Below are 18,874 nucleotides of genomic sequence, written 5' to 3'. Positions count from 1 at the left end.
AGTCTAACTTTTCGGGGGCAAATCATGGGCTAGGTTTGTTTTTATGAGTTGAATGATTATTTTACACCTGGTGCTTTCCACAGTGATGTGGTTAATCCTTCATCTACAAGCTGTAATTGTTTCTGATAAACTTCAGCCCATTGTTGTTTGTGCTGCTGATAAAGCTCATAATTTTTAGGGTTTGGTATATGTTTTCGTTCAAATCTGACAAGTTTTTTTCCTGCTTCGGCCAAAGAAGAATAAACCCCAACGCCAACACCTGCTGCAATCGCACAACCTAATGCAGTTGCCTCTTTTACTACAGGAATATTTACAATCAGTCCTGTAACATCAGCAAGGATTTGACTCCATAATTTTCCTTTAGCTCCGCCACCAGCAAAAACAATTTCTTTTAGTTTAACTTTAGAAAATTTTTCTACCTGATCTAAATTATAAGAAGAGACTACTGCTGCGTTTTCTTCTAATGCTCTAAATAAAACAGGTTTATTGCATTTTTCTGGATCAATCGAAAGATTAATAAATGATGGTGCTGCGTGATACCAAGATTTAAAATGCATCGCATCAGAAAAAATAGGTATAACATCATTTGCTCCAGCTGGTACCTTTTCGGCCATTTGTTCGAGTAAGCTATAAGCATCAACGCCAAGTTTTTCAGCTAAATGTTTTTCTTCTTCACAAAAAACATCTCTAAACCAACGCATCGTTAATCCAGTGAAAAAACTAATAGATTCAGCTTGAACTAAGGGAGAAATGACATAAGGATTTATACGAATATTCATTTCAGGATCTGTCTGTGGGGCTGGCAGATTTACCACTTGTTGCCAAAAAGTCCCCCCAATAATCGCCGCCTGTGAAGGCTCTGTAATACCTAACCCTAAACACCCCAGCTGAACATCTCCGCCACCTACAATGACTGGTGTTCCCTCTTTCAATCCTGTTATTTCCGCTACTTGCTTTGTAACCTGCCCTAAGACTTCACCTGTTTCCTTAACTGGAGGCAAAATAGTAGAGTTTAATCCCGCCATATCTAACAGCATTGGAGACCATTGGCGAGTGTGCAAATCCAACATCCCCGTAGTTCCCGCATTAGAAGGTTCTACCGCAAGTTGCCCACTTAGCATAAATCCGAGCCAATCACTAATCATGGTTATCGCTTTAGTTTTTCGATAAATATCACTACGGTGATGGGCAAGCCATAATAATCTTGGTACGGCACTTAATGCCAAAGTTTGGCCTGAAATATGATAAAGTGTTTCTTCAAACGTATGAGTATAAAGCTCTTTTAATTCATTCACCTCTTGGGTTGCTCTAGCATCTACATTGCCACAAGCCCAAATTGGTTGCTGTTTTTCATCATATAAGACAATACCTTCACGCATTGAACAGGTCGAAATTGCTAAAATCTGATCGGGACTTATTTTCGTTTTATCTAATACTGTCGAAATACTTTTACAAGCTAAATCCCAATTATGTTCTAAATCAAACTCCATTGATCCTGGGATATTTGGATCGCTTAAATGACTCCATTCGTATTGTGCTGCACCAATTTGATTTCCTTCTAAATCAAAAATAACCGCTCTAATACTCCCTGTTCCTGCATCTAATGCCATTAAATAGGCTGATTTCTTTTCCATGTTCCCTCCTGAATAATCTTGAAAAAACGCTAAAAAATCAACCGCACTTATAACATCTAGACAAGGTGTGCAAGGATCATACGAGCCGTTTTTTCTTCTGTTACCAATGAATTGATATGCTTCCCATATAATGCACTTAGGATAGCTTCGACCTTATTTTCTCCACCTGCAATACCAATTACATTAGGAATTTTTTGCAAGTTATCTAAAGAAACACTGATTAACTCTTCATGCAATGGCATATCAGGCTGTAATGTGCCATCTTTTTGCATAAAATAACCAAGAATATCTCCTACAGCACCTTTTGCTCTAATTGTTTGCTGCTTTTCTTCTGTTATATAACCTGAACGCAATAATGTTGCTTGTCCTCGCTGCCGCGTTGCTCCAATACCAACGATTGCGACATCAGCACTACAAGCTGCAAGCATAATATCCCTAACACAAGCTTCTTTTTTAAATAATTTAGCCGCTTCTATTGATGAAGCCCTTAACGGAGCTGGGATAATACTCACGGAACAAGAGCCATCCAATTGGCCAATACCTTTCATATAGGGACCAACCCCACCAGATAAGGTAATCAGTTTAATTTGATTCTGAGTAATAAAATCATTGCTATATTTGATAGTCTGCATAATGGTTTCCCCAAACCCAATGGATAAAAGTTGATTAGGCTTGAGTAAGGACATTAATAATTGCGCAGCTCCAATTCCTAAGCGTTCATTCAGATCATGTTGTTCTAGCTCTGGTAAAATTCGAATATATTTCAAATCAAAACGTTGTTGTAAAGCCTGTTCTAATTCTAAGCATCCCGTAAACCGAGAGTTAATCTGAACTTTAATAATTCCATGCTGACGCCCTCTCTCTAACAGTCGAGAAACTTTTAGCCTAGGCAATCCTAGTCTTTCTCCAATTTCACCTTGTGTTAAATTATCGTGGTAATAAAACCAAGCAATACGAGCTAAAAGCTCTTCTTCTGTCATTGAATGAGATAATGCGTTCATTTCTTGTCTTTTTTCATTCATTTTCTACTCACAAATATTATTCATATGAATCATAAAAATATCAATTGTTCATTTTCAATTTTTTCAAATACTGTGACAAAGATCACTTTTTAGATAAAAACTTCCATTTATAGGGTAAATAATCTGAATATGAGATCTTGATCACAGATTTATTTTATATTTGGAACTAACATTATGATAAATTGAATTTCAGATTTTACATTTGTTCAATCGTTAAAGGTAACATCTTATGCATAATGAATCTTCAATGAAAAAATGTTTATTAGATGTACATAATATCAGCAAATCCTTTTCAGGCGTAGAAGTTCTTAAAGATATAGATTTTTCTGTATATGCTGGTGAAATTCACTCTCTATTAGGTGGGAATGGCGCTGGAAAATCAACATTAATGAAAATTATCGCTGGTATCCAATCTGCTGATAGTGGCACAGTAAAAATTGGTGGTGAAATTCAGACTAGACTTTCCCCACAAAAAGCACATCGTCTTGGTATCTATCTTGTTCCACAAGAACCTCTGCTCTTTCCAAATTTAACCGTAAAAGAAAATATTCTTTTTGGTTTACCTCGTCATAAAGAAAATGAAGAGAAATTAAATGAATTGCTGAAAGAGCTAAACTCTCATTTGTCTCTTGATATGCAAGCAGGATCTTTAGAAGTTGCAGATCAACAACTTGTGGAAATTATGCGCGGACTAATGCGTAACGCAAGTTTGCTTATTCTTGATGAGCCCACAGCTTCTTTAACACCTGCTGAAACTGAAAATCTATTTAATAAAATTAATTCATTATTAGATAAAGGTGTAGGTATCATTTTTATTTCCCATAAATTAAATGAAGTATGTCAGATCTCTCATCGCATTAGTATTATGCGAGATGGATATATCGCTTTAACAGGAAAAACCAATGACCTAACTCAAGAAAAAATTATCAACGCAATTAAGCCTAGCTTGAAAAATGCTCAGCTTAATGAAACACAAAAATTTTGGTTAGAATTACCTGGTCATCTACGTACTAAAGATACTAACTCTCCTATCCTTGAAGTAAATCATTTAACTGGTGAAGGTTTTAAAAATATCACCTTTGATCTTTATCCTGGTGAAATACTTGGATTAGCTGGTGTTGTAGGAGCTGGTAGAACAGAACTTGCAGAAACCTTATATGGTTTAAGAAAAGCAAAGTGCGGTGAAATTTTATTTAAAAATGAAAATATTACTTCTCTCTCATTAAAACAGCGTTTACAAAAAGGTATTGTTTATCTTCCCGAAGACCGGCAATCTTCAGGATTATATTTAGATGCGGCACTTACTTGGAATGTCTGTGCGCTCACTTATTACAATCAAGGATTCTGGCTAGATGAAAATAGAGAAAATGCTACTTTAGAACGTTATAAAAGAGCGATGGGTATAAAATATGCAATGCCACAACAACCTATTCGCACCCTATCTGGTGGAAATCAGCAAAAAGTCTTAATTGCTAAATGTTTAGAAGCCAATCCACGTTTACTGATCGTTGATGAACCTACTCGCGGTGTTGATGTTGGCGCAAGAGCTGATATCTATCAACTTATCAAATCAGTCGCTAAACAAAATGTTGCCGTGCTTTTCATTTCTTCTGACTTAGAAGAAATCGAGAAAATGTCTGATCGTGTTCTTGTTATGCATGATGGAGAAATTAACTGTAGTTTGCAAGGTGATCAAATAAATAGCGATAAGATTATGCAATTTGCATTTGGCGGATAAATTTCAAAGGAGACACCAAACTATGTGGAAATTCATTCAAAACAATAGAGAAATAACCATTCTAATTGCTATTTTATTTCTTTTTCTATTACTTGGATTTGAAGGTAATGGATTTCATTTGCAAACAATAACAATGATTTTTAATTCATCTCTTATTGTTATCCTATTAGCACTAGGTACAACGTTCGTTATTTTAACGCGTAACATTGATGTTTCCATCGGTTCAATAATGGGGCTATGTGCTGTAATTATGGGTAGTCTTCTTAACGCTGAATTTAATCTGGTTACTGCATTTTTTATGACTTTATTATGTGGAATCGCAGCGGGAATATTTAATGGAATACTTGTTACTTTATTAAAGATACCTGCTATTGTTGCCACACTAGGTACATTAGGTTTGTACAAAGGAATAATGCTATTAATCACTGGTGGTAAATGGATCGAAGGATTACCACAAGATTTAAAATTACTTGCATCCCCTAACTTGTTATCTATCTCTCCCATTGGATGGATGACACTAATACTTATTTTAATTTCTTACTTCATTCTTACTCGTACTCAAAATGGACGCAATTTCTATGCCGTAGGCGATAATCTACAAGGTGCATTACAACTTGGTGTGAAAACAAATCAGATTCGAATCCTTGCATTTACAATTAATGGATTAATGGCGGCTATCGCTGGAATAGTATTCACTTCACAAATTGGTTTTGTTCCGAACTCAACTGGCAGTGGTTTAGAAATGAAAGCTATTGCTGCTTGTGTATTAGGTGGAATTAGTTTGCTTGGTGGAACAGGAAATATTCTCGGTGCCGTATTAGGCGCTTACTTCCTGATACAAATTGATACGATCTTGGTTTTACTTAAAGTTCCTGCTTATTGGAATAATTTTATTGCAGGACTCGTTTTACTATGTGTATTAATTTTTGATGGAAGAATAAGAGTAATGATTAGTGAAAACTTAAAACTACAACGTTACTCCAGATTCCTTAACACTAAATAAATTAAGGAGAAATTATGTTACAGATAAAGAAATATAGCTGGGAAATAACATTATTCTTTCTTGTTATTTTAGAAATAATTGGATTTGGTTTATTTAACCCTAGAATGCTAGATATCAATATTTTGTTATATAGCACAAGTGACTTTATTTATATTGGAATGTTGGCATTACCACTGACACTGATTATTGTTAGTGGCGGTATGGATATTTCTTTTGGTTCTACTGTCGGTCTTTGTGCTATATCTTTAGGTGTTTTATTTCAATTAGGTTATCCTCTAAGTATTGCTATTTTTCTTACTTTTATCATTGGAATTTTATGTGGGTTACTTAATGCAAGTCTTATTTTGTACACCAAAGTTAATCCTCTCGTCATTACACTAGGAACAATGTATCTTTACGGTGGTGGAGCTTTATTACTATCTGGATTTGCTGGTGCTACTGGTTATGAAGGTATCGGTGGTTTTCCAGATAGTTTATTAAACTTCGCTAATCAAAGTATTTTCAACATTCCAACTTCAATTATTTACTTCATTATTATAGCTATAATATTCTGGTTATTAATGCATAAAACAGTCATTGGCAGAAGTATATTTTTAATTGGCCAAAATGAACGTACTTCTATTTATAATGCCGTACCTATCAAACAAACCTTATTTATTATTTACGGTTTATTAGGTGCTGTTGCAGCATTTGTTGGAATATTACTAGTATCCTATTTTGGCTCGGCTCGTTCTGACTTAGGTAGTTCATTATTAATGCCTGTCCTTACAGCTGTTGTATTAGGCGGTGCAAATATCTATGGTGGAGCGGGTTCTGTTCTTGGCACAGCCATCGCGGCACTATTAATTGGTTATTTACAGCAGGGCTTACAAATGGTTGGTGTCTCTAATGAAATTTCTAGTGCTTTATCAGGAGCATTATTAATTATCGTACTAATTGGAAAATCATTCAGCATATATCGAAGTTTTATTATGAATTGGCTTAAGAAGAATGTTTTTTATTTAAAACAAAAATAAATAAAGGAGGACTTTTATAATTAATCTTTAACTTTTATTTATGCAGTATCTCATTAATGTTCAACTATAAAATAGGAGACTCACTATGAAAATGCAATTAAAAACAACCGCACTGGCTATTATGTTAGGTTTAACAGCTACTTTTGTACAAGCTGCCGATAGAATCGCATTCATTCCTAAACTCGTTGGCGTTGGCTTTTTTACAAGTGGTGGCCAAGGTGCGACTGAAATGGGTAAAAAACTAGGTGTAAATGTTACCTACGATGGCCCAACAGAACCAAGCGTATCAAACCAAGTACAATTAATTAATAACTTTGTGAATCAAGGCTATAACGCAATTGTCGTTTCTGCGGTTTCCCCTGAAGGTCTTTGTTCTACATTACAACGTGCAATGAAAAGAGGTGTAAAAATTCTTACGTGGGACTCTGATGTAAAACCTGAATGTCGAAGCTACTATATCAACCAAGGCACACCTGAACAACTTGGTTCAATGCTAGTTGAAATGGCCGCTAATCAAGTCACTAAACCTAAAGCTAAAGTTGCCTTTTTCTATTCTAGTCCAACAGTAACAGATCAAAACCAATGGGTGAACGCTGCTAAAGCAAAAATCAGTAAAGAACATCCAGAATGGGAAATTGTAACGACTCAGTTTGGTTATAATGATGCAATTAAATCTTTGCAAACAGCAGAAGGTATTATCAAGGCCTATCCAGACTTAGATATTATTATTGCGCCTGATGCAAATGCCTTACCTGCTGCCGCCCAAGCTGCGGAAAACTTAAAAAATGACAAAATTACGATTGTTGGTTTTAGTACACCAAATGTCATGCGACCTTATGTAAAACGCGGCACAGTAAAACAATTTGGTCTATGGGATGTAGTAAAACAGGGTGAAATTTCTATTGCTGTAACAAATGAACTTTTAAAAGGCCGAACACTAAACGTAGGAGATAAAGTTAACGTTCCTGATATTGGTGAAGTTGAGGTATCACCAAATAGTGTTCAAGGTTATCAATATGAAGCGAAAGGAAATGGAATTGTACTCCTTCCTGAACGTGTTGTTTTTACCAAAGATAATATTGACAACTATAATTTTTAAAATCAGGTAGGTGAATAAAATGGCAGATTTAGATGATATCAAAGATGGAAAAGACTTCGGATTAGATAAGCCCCAAACACATAAAGCATTTTATTTAAAAGGATGTGCAGCGTTAGACTGGGGAATGCAATCTAGACTGGCTAACATATTTAATCCTAAAACAGGTAAAACAATTATGTTAGCTTTTGATCACGGTTATTTTCAAGGCCCAACGACAGGATTAGAACGCATAGATCTCAATATTGCACCATTATTTGAATATACTGATGTTTTAATGTGTACAAGAGGGATCTTACGTAGCGTTGTTCCTCCAGATACTAATAAGCCTATTGCATTACGTGCATCAGGAGCAAATTCAATTCTAACTGAATTATCGAATGAAGCCGTTGCAGTTGATATTGAAGATGCATTAAGACTAAACGTATCGGCTATGGCGGCGCAAGTTTATATTGGCTCAGAATACGAACATCAATCAATTAAAAATATTATCAAATTGGTTGATCAAGGTTATCGCTATGGAATGCCAATTATGGCTGTAACTGGTGTTGGTAAAGATATGGCTAGAGATCAACGCTATTTTTCACTTTCTACGCGTATTGCTGCAGAAATGGGCGCAAATATAATCAAAACCTATTATGTTGATAAAGGCTTTGAGCGTGTTACAGCTGGATGCCCTGTTCCCATTGTTATTGCTGGCGGGAAAAAGCTCCCAGAACGCGATGCATTAGAAATGTGCTATCAAGCTATAGATCAAGGCGCTTTAGGGGTAGATATGGGAAGAAATATTTTCCAATCAGATTCACCTATTGCGATGTTAAAAGCCGTGAATGCCGTTGTTCATGGCGGTGAAAATTCGGAAAAAGCTTATCAACTCTATCTTCACGAAAAAAATAGTTAACCACAAATTCATTAAGGAGCAATTATGCTTACAATGTTAGTTGAAATTAATGTGAAAGAAGGAAAAGAAGAAGAATTCTTAACCCTTTTTAAACATCATCAGGCTTGCACAAGTGCTGAAAAAGGGAATATTCGTTTCGATGTTTTACGCGACCCTGAAATCAAAACACGTTTTTATGCTTATGAAGTTTACGCGAGTGAAGAAGCTCTAAATGAGCATAGAAAAACGCCACACTATCAGCATTGTGTGAAAGAACTAGAAAATCTTATGACTTGCCCTAGAAGTAAAAAACTATTTGACTGGGTTAGCCCTGAAATTTCATAAATATATTTAATAGTAAAAAAATACATTATGCTTTAATCTGCACCCTAAACTTGGACGTAAAAACCAGCAATTAAGGTGCAGATCAAAGCGCCCAGCACCAAAGCTTCAGTCAAGCCGCCAACAAACTCGGCATTTCCGCCCCTGCCTTAAGCAAGACCATACGACAGCTCGAAGCTCGATTAGGTGTGCAACTGCTGCACCGCACCACTCGCAGCGTATCCCTCACCCAAGCAGGGCAACAGTTTTATCAACAAGCCGAACGCAGTTTCAACCGCCTCAACCAAGGCCTAGCCCAGCTCGAACACTACCGCCAATCACCCCGCGGCGTGGTGCGGATTAATTGTGCTATGCTCCCCATCGAATGGCTCTTGCTCCCCAAACTCGCCCCACTGCAACGGCTTTACCCCGACATCATCATCGAAGCCATTAGCGACAGCCGTTTTATCGACATCGTCAAAGATGGCTTTGACGCAGGCATACGGCTTGGCGACGATGTGGTAGAAGATATGATCGCCGTGAAAATCAGCGAACCGCTAAAAATGGCTGTAGTCGCCAGCCCAGGCTATCTGGCACAGCACGGCATACCGCAACACCCCAGCGAACTGGCACAACATTCGTGCATCGGCTACCGTATGCTCAGCAGCGGCACGCTTTACCCTTGGACATTCCAACACAACGGCGAAACCCACCAACTCACCCCACAAGCAAAATGGATTTTCAGCGATGATTACCCCGCTCGCACCGCCGCCAAAATGGGGCTAGGGCTGGCATACCTGCCCGAAAGTATGGTGGAACAAGACATCGCACGCGGCGACCTCATCGTCCTGTTCCCCAACCAACCCTCAATCCTGCCTGCGTTTTACCTCTACTACCCCAGCCGCCACATCTCCCCCGCCCTAAGAGTGGTGGTGGATTGCTTACGCCTAACGAATGGGTGAAGCACGGAATAAATGGTTTCTTCGCATTGTTTTTTTTAAATACGCTTCGTCTATTCGAGCCTATTACGGGTGGGCGTGTCGGGTTATCCTTTCCGTGAGGGCGACAGCAATCGGTTGTGGGTGATGATTTCACCAGCGTTTAGGGAATGAAAGCAAGTTCACGCCAGCGGTTAAAATAGACCTCGCTTGTTAAGAGAACGCAAAACACACCACGATCAAAGTGCGGTCGGATTTTCACTATTTTTTGCGATCTGCATCGAAAAAATGCCTTTTTCCCCTTGCCAGCTTTGCAAATGGCATTAGACTAAACAGAATTTCAGTTAAGGAGTTTGTATGACCAAATCGGAAATTGTTTCTTCAGTGGCGGAATATCTCACCTTTATGACCGCTACAGGCGAGAGCCAAGTTAATGCCATTTATGCGGACGAAAATGTTTGGTTGAGTCAAAAAATGATGGGGCAGCTTTATGATGTTGATGTAAGAACAATCAGCTATCATCTTAAAAAAATCTTTAATGACAATGAGTTATCTGAAAATTCAGTTATCCAAAATTTTTGGATAACTGCCGATGACGGTAAAAATTACCAGACCAAACACTACAATCTTTCAGCGATTATTGCCGTCGGCTATAAAGTCAATTCCGAGCGAGCGGTGCAGTTTCGCAAATGGGCGACTGAGATTATTCAAACCTACACCATCAAAGGTTTTGCGATGGACGATGAGCGGTTGAAAAATGACGGCACCCGTTTAGGCAAAAAGTATTTTGAAGAACAACTTGCCCGTATCCGAGAAATTCGCCTGTCAGAACGCAAGTTTTACCAAAAAATCACCGATATTTATGCGACTTCCATTGATTACGACCGCACCTCCACAGCGACTAAACGCTTTTTTGCCACCGTGCAAAACAAATTGCATTGGGCGATTCACGGTCATACCGCCTCAGAATTGATTGTAGAACGAGCAAACGCCAGCAAGCCGAATATGGGCTTGACCACTTGGAAAGACGCACCACAGGGCAAAATTTATCCTTTTGATGTGGTGGTGGCGAAAAATTATTTATCCGACAATGAATTAGCTCAACTGCAACGGCTGGTGTCCGCTTATTTGGATATGGCAGAAGATATGGCATTACGCCAAATTCCGATGACAATGCAAGATTGGGAAACAAGGCTCAATCGCTTTTTAGACGCCACCGACCGGGCCGTGTTGCAAGACGCCGGCAAAGTTACCGCCGAAATCGCCAAAGCCCACGCTTTAAGCGAGTTTGAAAAATATCGTGTTATTCAAGACCAGCATTTTGAAAGCGATTTTGACCGTTTGTTGAAAGGAGGAGAGTGAAAGAGCAGTGGGATTTTGGGGATTTTGCGATTGCAAAAATTCAGAAACCCCACTGCTTTCTTTTCTATTCCCCCACTCAAAACAAGCCTTAAATTGACTAAACTGCTCAAAAATGAGTAACTTTAAGGACTTTTATAAAAGTGAAATCAATTTAGTGATAAAAACACACTCCAATCTCACCGCACTTTATGCTATTCCCTTTGCGCCAAATGGCGTTATTCGGTTAATACTTCATATTCGGGGCGAGTAGGTGCATTAGGGCTTTGTCGTGATGTTGTTTGACTTCGGGTTGGTTGTCGAAAATCATCACGTTGCCGTTTTCGCGGGTGTAGGGCTGCCATTGGGGTAAGCCTGCGGCGTTGGGGTTGCCTGTTTTGGCGAAGTTTGTCCACGCACGGCTCATTTTTGCGGCTAGGGCGTGGGCGGCTGCTCCGCCGCCTGTGGCTTGTTTCATTCGGTCGATGTTATTGAAAACAAAGGCAATTTCGGCAGTGTGGTAGCTCATTGGCACGCTGTTAAACACGGGCGTGTCCCAAGTGAAGAGGTATTGATACACAGGCGCACCGCCTTGGTCGGCTTTGAGGCTAGCGGTTTTTAGGGCTGGGGCGCGTAAGAAGCTGTCCACATACAGGGCATCGGCGAGGCGGCGTTGTGGGTAGGCCTGTTTGAAGGCTGCGATCACGGCGGCGGTTTTGTCGCCATATTTGGCATTCAGTCGTTGTTGCACTTCGGTTTCGCGCCAAGTGAAGCGGTTGCTTTTTTCGCTTTCCGCAAGGTTAAGTTGCAAGGGGAAGCTTCACTCAATTATAGTCGTTTAAGTTCAAAATAAGACAAGGCAACGAGCCGCAGACAGTACAAATAGTACGGCAAGGCGAAGTAACGCAGTATTATTTTGAAATCAAACGACTATAAATTTGAGCCGATGAGGAGTAGAATATCTTTGCTTATGTCGGGGTATTTTTCGCCCACAGGTTGCGTTGGGATATAGTCGCTGCCCATTGTTGGTCGCCAAGAAAGCCCATAGCCGTTGCCACGAATAGCAGGGATTTTGCGTTGCTCGGCGATTTTTTTCATCGCTTAGCTGGCGGCTTGGTTGATTTGTTCGGGGCTAAATTGTTGTAATTTGCTCAATTCTTTTTCGTTTACCCCCAAAATGGCGAGGGTTTCCGCTGCCACTTGCTGACCGATTTTTGGATCGTTTGCTCTCATACCCATTTCGCCCACCGCACCGCTTTCCACAATGGCTTTTTGGAACAAGCCTTTCGCCGCAGGGGTTGCCATTAGGGTGAGAACTTTCGCCCCACCGCCGCTTTCGCCAAAAATGGTGATGTTGTCAGGATCGCCGCCGAACTGGGCGATGTTTTGTTTAACCCATTGCAAGGCGGCGACTAAATCTTGAATGCCGAGATTGGCGGAGTGTTTGTAGGCTTCGCCGTAAGCGGAGAGATCCAAATGTCCCATTGCATTGAGGCGGTGATTGAGCGACACCACAACCACATCGCCCGTGCGTGCGAGGTTTTCGCCGTCATAGCTGTCTAAATCGTTAGACGCACCCGATTGAAAACCGCCGCCGTGAATCCACACCATCACCGCCCGTTTATTGCCGTCTGAAAGCGAGGGTGTCCAAATATTGAGGTTTTGGCATTGCTCACTTTCGTGCATTTCGGGGCCAGTGAAGAAAAACGAACGCCCGCCCATCGGCACTTGCAGGCAGACATCGCCATAGGTGAGGGCGAGTTTTGTGCCTTGCCAAGTAACGGCGTGCGGCGGCATAAAGCGTTCAGCACGGGCATAAGGCACGCCTTTGTAAGTGTAAATGCCGTCTTGCACATAGCCTTGCAACTCGCCCGCTTGGGTCTGCACCACCGCAATGCCCGCCCCAGCCTGCACGGGATCGGCGGCGTGGCTAAATGACGCAGTGCTGAATAGCACCGCTGAAAGTAAAGTAAGGGGGAAGCCTGTTGGTTTCATTTAAATACTCCTTAAATTGTTAAACATTTCTTTTTGTTATGATGGGAAAAAGTGCGATCATTTTTCACCGTACTTTTCTAGATTGCTGACAAAGCTCATCGCCTAGCGCGAGCCGTACTAGGTAGCCCCACTGGGGCTGAATAGAAAAGTCGCAGAGCGACTTAAATTAAGTAACCCTATACGGCTCGTATAGGGTTTATCAACGCACGAAAAAGTGCGGTCGTTTTGCACCACACTTTTTCAGATGGCATTACGTCTAGTTCACGGCGATGACGCATCATTAAATCGGCAATGGGTTTAGCAATTAGCCATTGTTTGCTTTAGCTATCCCATTGTTTATTCAGGCTGCCTGAAAAGTGCGGTGCATTTTTCAAGCTGTTTTTTTATAGTAGTTATGAGAACGCCGTGCGATATTCCATACTCCACACGGCGTTTTTCAATCTTGGCTTACCCTCTCGCTTGTGCCAGCCATTGCACCATTTTTGGATCGCGATGATCGAAGATGATTTCATCACGATTGAGGGTGGCGATGGTGGCGAGGTCTTGTGCGTCAAGGGTGAAATCCAAAATATCACGGTTTTCACGCATTCTTTCTACTTTCACCGATTTTGGAATGATGGCGATGCCACGTTGGTTGAGCCAGCGTAACACCACTTGGGCGACCGATTTGCCGTATTTGGCGGCGATTTCGCTTAGCACGGTGTTATGGAAAATGTCGAATTTGCCCTCTGCAAGCGGCCCCCAAGCTTGTTGCAGAATCCCCAGTTCTTTATGGAACGCTAATTCCGCTTCACGTTGGTAGAACGGGTGGGTTTCGATTTGGTTCACGGCTGGCACGGTGTCGTGGCAGGTGATGAGGTCGGCGAGGCGATCCATATGGAAATTGCTCACGCCAATGGCGCGGGTTTTGCCTGCTTTCAACGCGGTTTCCATTGCGCGCCATTCTTCGTGTACATCGCCGAAAGGTTGGTGCATTAAATAGAGATCCACATAATCCAAGCCCAAACGGCGCAAGGATTCGTCAAGGGCTTTTTGCGTGCCGTTGAAGGCATCTTGGCGTTGAATCCAAAGTTTGGTGGTAACGAAAATCTCTTCGCGAGGGATACCGCTGGCTTTAATCGCACGCCCTACGCCCGCTTCGTTACCGTAAATGGCAGCGGTGTCGAGCAGGCGATAGCCTTGTTCAAGGGCGGATAAGACGACTTGTTCCGTTTCTTCATCGCTCACTTGATACACGCCAAAGCCGATCATTGGTATTTCAATACCGTTGTTTAATGTTGCTGTTTTCATTTTTTACTCCTATGTGCTTTGAATGATGACATTATAGGGAGAAAATATTGTTTTGATTAGTGGGGTATTTTTTGATAGCCTGTTGAATATTTTTCAACAATCAAAGAGAGCCAAGATGATTGAAAATATGAATGAATTACGCAATTTTATTATTGTTGCACAAACTGCCAGTTTTACTAAAGCGGCTGCATATTTAGGCGTATCGACCTCAGCGTTAAGCCATTCTATGCGGAAATTGGAAGAACAGCTGAAAATAAAATTGTTTCATCGAACAACTCGCAGTGTTGCCACTACCGAAGCAGGTGAACAACTTTTTAAACAACTTTTTCCATTATTTGAGAGTATTGAAGATAATGTTAATGCATTAAGTCATTTTCGTAACACGCTAAATGGAACATTACGTATTAATGGGGCTGATCACGTTTTTCTCTATGTTATTTGGGATAAGTTATTAAGATTTATGGAAAAATATCCCGAAGTAAAATTAGAGCTAATCAGCGATATGAAATTTACTGATATCGTAGCTGGGCGTTTTGATGCGGGGATTCGTTTAGGCAAAGAAGTAGATAAAGATATGATCGCCATCAGAATTTCAGATGATATGCAAATGGCATTAATTGCAACGCCACAATATTTAGAACAATACGGAATTCCAAAAACAATTGATGATTTAACTTCACATCAATGTTTGTGTGTACGAATGCCAACTTCTGAAGGTATTTTTTCTTGGGAATTTTGTATGCCAAAAGGTAAAGAAGTGGTTAAATTTATGCCATCGGGTCGATTCGTGGTGAATAATAATTTTCTTGCGAAAAAAGCCTGCTTATCTCATTTGGGGTTGGCATTAATGCCGAAAGACAGAGTACTAAAAGAGCTTAAATCTGGTGAGATAGTCGAGGTGTTACAAAATTATGCGATGCGTTACGAAGGCTATTATCTTTATTATCCTAATCGGAGACAGGATTCTCCGTTGTTTAAGGCTTTGGTGGAATGTATAAAATAAAGCAATATATCCAAACAAATATTAAAAAGAGAAACCTCTTTTTTATAAAGGTTTCTCCTAATGTTTTATAATTTATTTTGATAATATAAGAATGCTTAGAATGGCATATCATCATCAAAATCAGCAGTATCCGGATTTACTGCCGCTTGAGGTGCTTTCGCTACTGTCGGTTGTGCAAATTGGTTAGGTTGTGCCGGCTGATTATAAGACGGTTGTGCAAACTGATTTTGTGGTTGAGCCATTGGTGCTGACATATCAGCCCCCATACGATCACTGCGACTATCCAACATCTGTAACGTATCCGCCTGAATTTCAGTAGTATAACGATCCTGACCGTTTTGATCCTGCCATTTTCGAGTACGTAATTTCCCTTCTACATAAACTTTTGATCCTTTACGCAAATATTGTCCGGCAATCTCTGCTAAACGGCGGAATAAAACAATACGATGCCATTCAGTAATTTCACGCCATTCTCCACTCTGTTTATCCTGCCAACGTTCACTAGTTGCTACGCTGATATTGGCAACTGCATCACCATTTGCAAAGGTTCTTAATTCAGGATCATTTCCCAAATTTCCCACAATAATTACTTTATTAACGCCTGCCATAATTTTTCCTCTTAAATTAAATTAAAACTTCGCTATCTTACCGTAAATCCCCTATGAAAAAAATAAAATAATACTGGATATTTGCACAGTTTTTTCGATTTTGCGATAATCATCGACGTTTTTATTTTTTGATCAGCTATTATGAACAATATCGAAATTCGGGGCGCAAGAACCCATAATTTAAAAAATATTAATTTAACTATTCCTCGTAACAAATTGGTCGTTATCACTGGTTTATCCGGTTCGGGAAAGTCTTCGTTGGCATTTGATACGCTTTATGCCGAAGGGCAGCGTCGTTATGTGGAATCACTTTCCGCTTATGCTCGACAATTCCTTTCTTTGATGGAAAAACCGGATGTGGATCATATTGAAGGTTTATCTCCGGCAATCTCAATTGAACAGAAATCCACTTCACATAACCCTCGATCTACTGTCGGCACTATTACCGAAGTTTATGATTATTTAAGACTGTTATTCGCTCGAGTCGGAGAACCTCGCTGTCCAACGCATAACATTCCATTGGCAGCTCAAACTATCAGTCAAATGGTGGATAAAATTCTTTCCTTGCCAGAAGGCAGCAGAATGATGCTACTTGCACCGGTGGTGAAAGCTCGCAAAGGTGAACACACTAAACTGCTAGATAGCATTTCTGCGCAAGGCTATATTCGTGCAAGAATTGACGGTGAAATCTGCGATCTTTCCGATCCTCCACAACTGGAACTGCAAAAGAAACATACTATCGAAGTGATTGTCGACCGTTTCAAAATCCGCCCTGAATTATCAACACGTTTAGCTGAATCACTAGAAACTGCCTTAGAACTTTCTGGTGGTATTGTTGTTGTTGCTAATATGGATAACAGTGATGCGGAAGAGTTGGTTTTCTCTGCCAATTTTGCTTGCCCACATTGTGGGTATTCTTTACCAGAATTAGAACCACGAATGTTTTCATTTAATAATCCGGCAGGCGCTTGCCCTAGTTGTGATGGATTAGGCATTCAACAATATTTTGATGAACATCGTGTAGTCCAAAATCCAAGTTTATCACTTGCCAGTGGAGCAATTCGCGGCTGGGATCGTCGCAACTTCTACTACTATCAAATGTTAACGTCGTTAGCACGTCATTATCATTTTGATATTGAAACACCTTTTGAAGAATTACCGAAACAAATTCAGCATTTAGTACTTCACGGTTCCGGTCACGAAAAAATTGAATTTCAATATATCAATGATCGTGGAGACACAATTGTGCGTCATCACCCATTTGAAGGCGTATTAAACAATATGGCTCGCCGTTACAAAGAAACTGAGTCAATGTCAGTACGTGAAGAATTGGCAAAATATATCAGTACTCGCCCTTGTAAATCGTGCCACGGCTCTCGTCTAAAAGAAGAGGCTCGCCACGTCTTTATCGGCGAAACCACGTTACCACAAATTTCTGAAATGAGTATCGGTGAGGCATTACATCATTTTGAACAATTACAGTTTGAAGGGCAAAAAGCAAAAATCGCTGAAAAAATTTTAAAAGAGATTAAAGAAAGGCTGCATTTTTTAGTCAATGTTGGTTTGGAATATCTATCTTTATCCCGTTCTGCTGAAACACTCTCTGGCGGTGAGGCTCAGCGTATCCGTTTGGCTAGCCAAATCGGGGCAGGCTTGGTCGGAGTAATGTATGTATTGGATGAGCCTTCTATCGGGCTACATCAACGCGATAATGAGCGGTTGTTAAATACACTGATTCATTTGAGAAATTTAGGCAATACTGTGATTGTGGTTGAACACGATGAAGATGCAATCCGTACTGCTGACTATATCATCGATATTGGCCCTGGAGCTGGTGTACACGGTGGTGAAGTGATAGCACAAGGCACCGCTCAGCAGATTATGAAAAATCCAAATTCTCTTACCGGTCGTTTTCTTTCCGGTAAAGAAAAGATCGAAATTCCAGCAGAGAGAACGGCTATAGATTCACAAAAAATATTACGACTAATTGGAGCAAGCGGTAACAATTTAAAAAATGTAGATTTAGAAATTCCTGTCGGATTATTTACCTGTATCACTGGTGTATCCGGTTCGGGGAAATCCACCTTAATTAACGACACTTTATTCCCAATAGCACAAAATGCGCTTAATCGTGCTGAAAACCAGCAACACGCTCCCTTTAAAGCAATTGAAGGATTAGAATTTTTTGATAAAGTAATCAATATTGATCAAAGCCCAATCGGACGCACACCACGTTCTAATCCTGCAACCTATACTGGAGTTTTCACGCCTATTCGTGAACTTTTCGCCGGTGTGCCAGAAGCTCGAGCAAGAGGATATAATCCGGGGCGCTTTAGTTTTAATGTACGTGGCGGTCGTTGTGAAGCTTGTCAGGGCGATGGGGTAATTAAAGTCGAAATGCACTTTCTACCAGATATTTATGTGCCGTGTGATCAATGTAAAGGAAAACGTTATAACCGAGAAACATTGGAGATCCATTATAAAGGTAAAACTATTCATCAAGTTTTGGAAATGACGGTTGAAGAAGCTCGAGAATTTTTTGATGCTGTGCCAATGATCGCTCGTAAATTACAAACATTAATTGATGTTGGCTTGTCTTATATTCGCCTTGGTCAAGCTTCAACAACCCTGTCAGGTGGCGAAGCACAACGGGTTAAATTGGCATCAGAACTATCTAAACGTGATACTGGAAAAACACTCTATATTCTTGATGAGCCTACAACCGGGTTGCATTTTGCCGATATTAAACAATTATTGGAAGTACTTCATCGTTTACGCGATCAAGGCAACACCATTGTTGTAATTGAACATAATCTGGATGTGATCAAAACTGCCGATTGGATCGTTGATTTAGGGCCAGAAGGTGGCAATGGAGGTGGCGAGATCATTGCAAAAGGCACACCGGAACAGGTCGCGGAAATGACACATTCTCACACAGCAAGGTTTTTAAAACCTATTTTAGATAAACAAAAATAGATCTTGTAATTTATTA

At 40.2% G+C, this 18,874-nt stretch carries 13 protein-coding genes and 2 pseudogenes; 10 read left to right on the top strand and 5 right to left on the bottom strand.

The annotated features are described in order from the left end of the window. Nucleotides 1-56: 56 nt before the first annotated feature. Both lsrK and lsrR read right to left on the bottom strand, forming a co-directional pair. Nucleotides 57-1,610 (bottom strand): autoinducer-2 kinase, encoded by a 1,554-nt coding sequence (gene lsrK / locus JP36_RS05720; protein WP_418904663.1) that lies wholly within the window; start codon nt 1,608-1,610, stop codon nt 57-59. A gap of 80 nt (nt 1,611-1,690) precedes the next feature. Continuing rightward, nucleotides 1,691-2,635 carry a transcriptional regulator LsrR gene (gene lsrR / locus JP36_RS05715; protein ID WP_234702156.1) on the bottom strand — a complete coding sequence of 315 codons (945 nt, stop codon included), beginning with the start codon at nt 2,633-2,635 and terminating at the stop codon, nt 1,691-1,693. 250 nt (nt 2,636-2,885) lie between these two features. On the opposite strand from lsrR, the gene lsrA reads away from it, so the two are divergent. The 8 genes and pseudogenes from lsrA (at nt 2,886) to JP36_RS05675 (ending at nt 11,010) form a co-directional block, all read left to right on the top strand. Then, nucleotides 2,886-4,394 (top strand): autoinducer 2 ABC transporter ATP-binding protein LsrA, encoded by a 1,509-nt coding sequence (gene lsrA / locus JP36_RS05710; protein WP_039172845.1) that lies wholly within the window; start codon nt 2,886-2,888, stop codon nt 4,392-4,394. Between the two features lie 22 nt (nt 4,395-4,416). Then, the gene (lsrC, locus tag JP36_RS05705) at nt 4,417-5,397 is read left to right on the top strand and encodes an autoinducer 2 ABC transporter permease LsrC (protein ID WP_039172842.1); all 981 of its coding nucleotides are present in this window, start codon (nt 4,417-4,419) and stop codon (nt 5,395-5,397) included. Nucleotides 5,398-5,411: 14 nt separating this feature from the next. Beyond that, nucleotides 5,412-6,413 carry an autoinducer 2 ABC transporter permease LsrD gene (lsrD, locus tag JP36_RS05700; protein ID WP_039136762.1) on the top strand — a complete coding sequence of 334 codons (1,002 nt, stop codon included), beginning with the start codon at nt 5,412-5,414 and terminating at the stop codon, nt 6,411-6,413. A gap of 85 nt (nt 6,414-6,498) precedes the next feature. Next, a complete protein-coding gene (lsrB, locus tag JP36_RS05695) occupies nt 6,499-7,512 on the top strand; it encodes an autoinducer 2 ABC transporter substrate-binding protein LsrB (RefSeq protein ID WP_039136764.1) in 1,014 nt (337 codons plus the stop codon). A gap of 19 nt (nt 7,513-7,531) precedes the next feature. Beyond that, nucleotides 7,532-8,410: a 3-hydroxy-5-phosphonooxypentane-2,4-dione thiolase gene (gene lsrF, locus JP36_RS05690; protein ID WP_039136767.1), complete on the top strand. Its 879-nt coding sequence runs from the start codon at nt 7,532-7,534 to the stop codon at nt 8,408-8,410. Nucleotides 8,411-8,434: 24 nt separating this feature from the next. Further along, complete coding sequence (gene lsrG, locus JP36_RS05685) at nt 8,435-8,734, top strand: (4S)-4-hydroxy-5-phosphonooxypentane-2,3-dione isomerase (RefSeq protein ID WP_039090075.1); 300 nt, start codon at nt 8,435-8,437, stop codon at nt 8,732-8,734. Between the two features lie 98 nt (nt 8,735-8,832). Continuing rightward, a pseudogene (locus JP36_RS05680) lies at nt 8,833-9,672 on the top strand (LysR family transcriptional regulator); the annotation flags it as partial. A 333-nt stretch (nt 9,673-10,005) separates the two neighbouring features. Then, nucleotides 10,006-11,010: a virulence RhuM family protein gene (locus JP36_RS05675; RefSeq protein WP_039172839.1), complete on the top strand. Its 1,005-nt coding sequence runs from the start codon at nt 10,006-10,008 to the stop codon at nt 11,008-11,010. Nucleotides 11,011-11,233: 223 nt separating this feature from the next. Here JP36_RS05675 and JP36_RS11965 read toward each other — a convergent pair. Together JP36_RS11965 and JP36_RS05660 are read right to left on the bottom strand one after the other, a co-directional pair. Further along, a pseudogene (locus JP36_RS11965) lies at nt 11,234-12,981 on the bottom strand (carboxylesterase/lipase family protein). 447 nt (nt 12,982-13,428) lie between these two features. Next, nucleotides 13,429-14,271 (bottom strand): aldo/keto reductase, encoded by an 843-nt coding sequence (locus JP36_RS05660; RefSeq protein WP_039172837.1) that lies wholly within the window; start codon nt 14,269-14,271, stop codon nt 13,429-13,431. Between the two features lie 115 nt (nt 14,272-14,386). Here JP36_RS05660 and JP36_RS05655 point away from each other — a divergent pair, with 115 nt between their 5' ends. Beyond that, a complete protein-coding gene (locus JP36_RS05655; protein WP_039172834.1) occupies nt 14,387-15,274 on the top strand; it encodes a LysR family transcriptional regulator in 888 nt (295 codons plus the stop codon). A 95-nt stretch (nt 15,275-15,369) separates the two neighbouring features. Here JP36_RS05655 and ssb read toward each other — a convergent pair whose 3' ends face one another. Beyond that, nucleotides 15,370-15,882, bottom strand: coding sequence for a single-stranded DNA-binding protein (gene ssb / locus JP36_RS05650; RefSeq protein ID WP_039133681.1), 513 nt, complete (start codon nt 15,880-15,882; stop codon nt 15,370-15,372). A 141-nt stretch (nt 15,883-16,023) separates the two neighbouring features. Between ssb and uvrA the strand changes: the two genes are divergently transcribed. Beyond that, entirely contained in the window at nt 16,024-18,858 is a 2,835-nt protein-coding gene (gene uvrA, locus JP36_RS05645; protein WP_039172831.1) for an excinuclease ABC subunit UvrA, read from the top strand. Nucleotides 18,859-18,874 lie beyond the last annotated feature (16 nt).

This window comes from Gallibacterium genomosp. 1, from assembly GCF_000771875.1.
GTDB lineage: Bacteria > Pseudomonadota > Gammaproteobacteria > Enterobacterales > Pasteurellaceae > Gallibacterium.
Note: the sequence above shows the minus strand (reverse complement) of the source record. Positions and strands in the feature narration are given on the sequence as shown.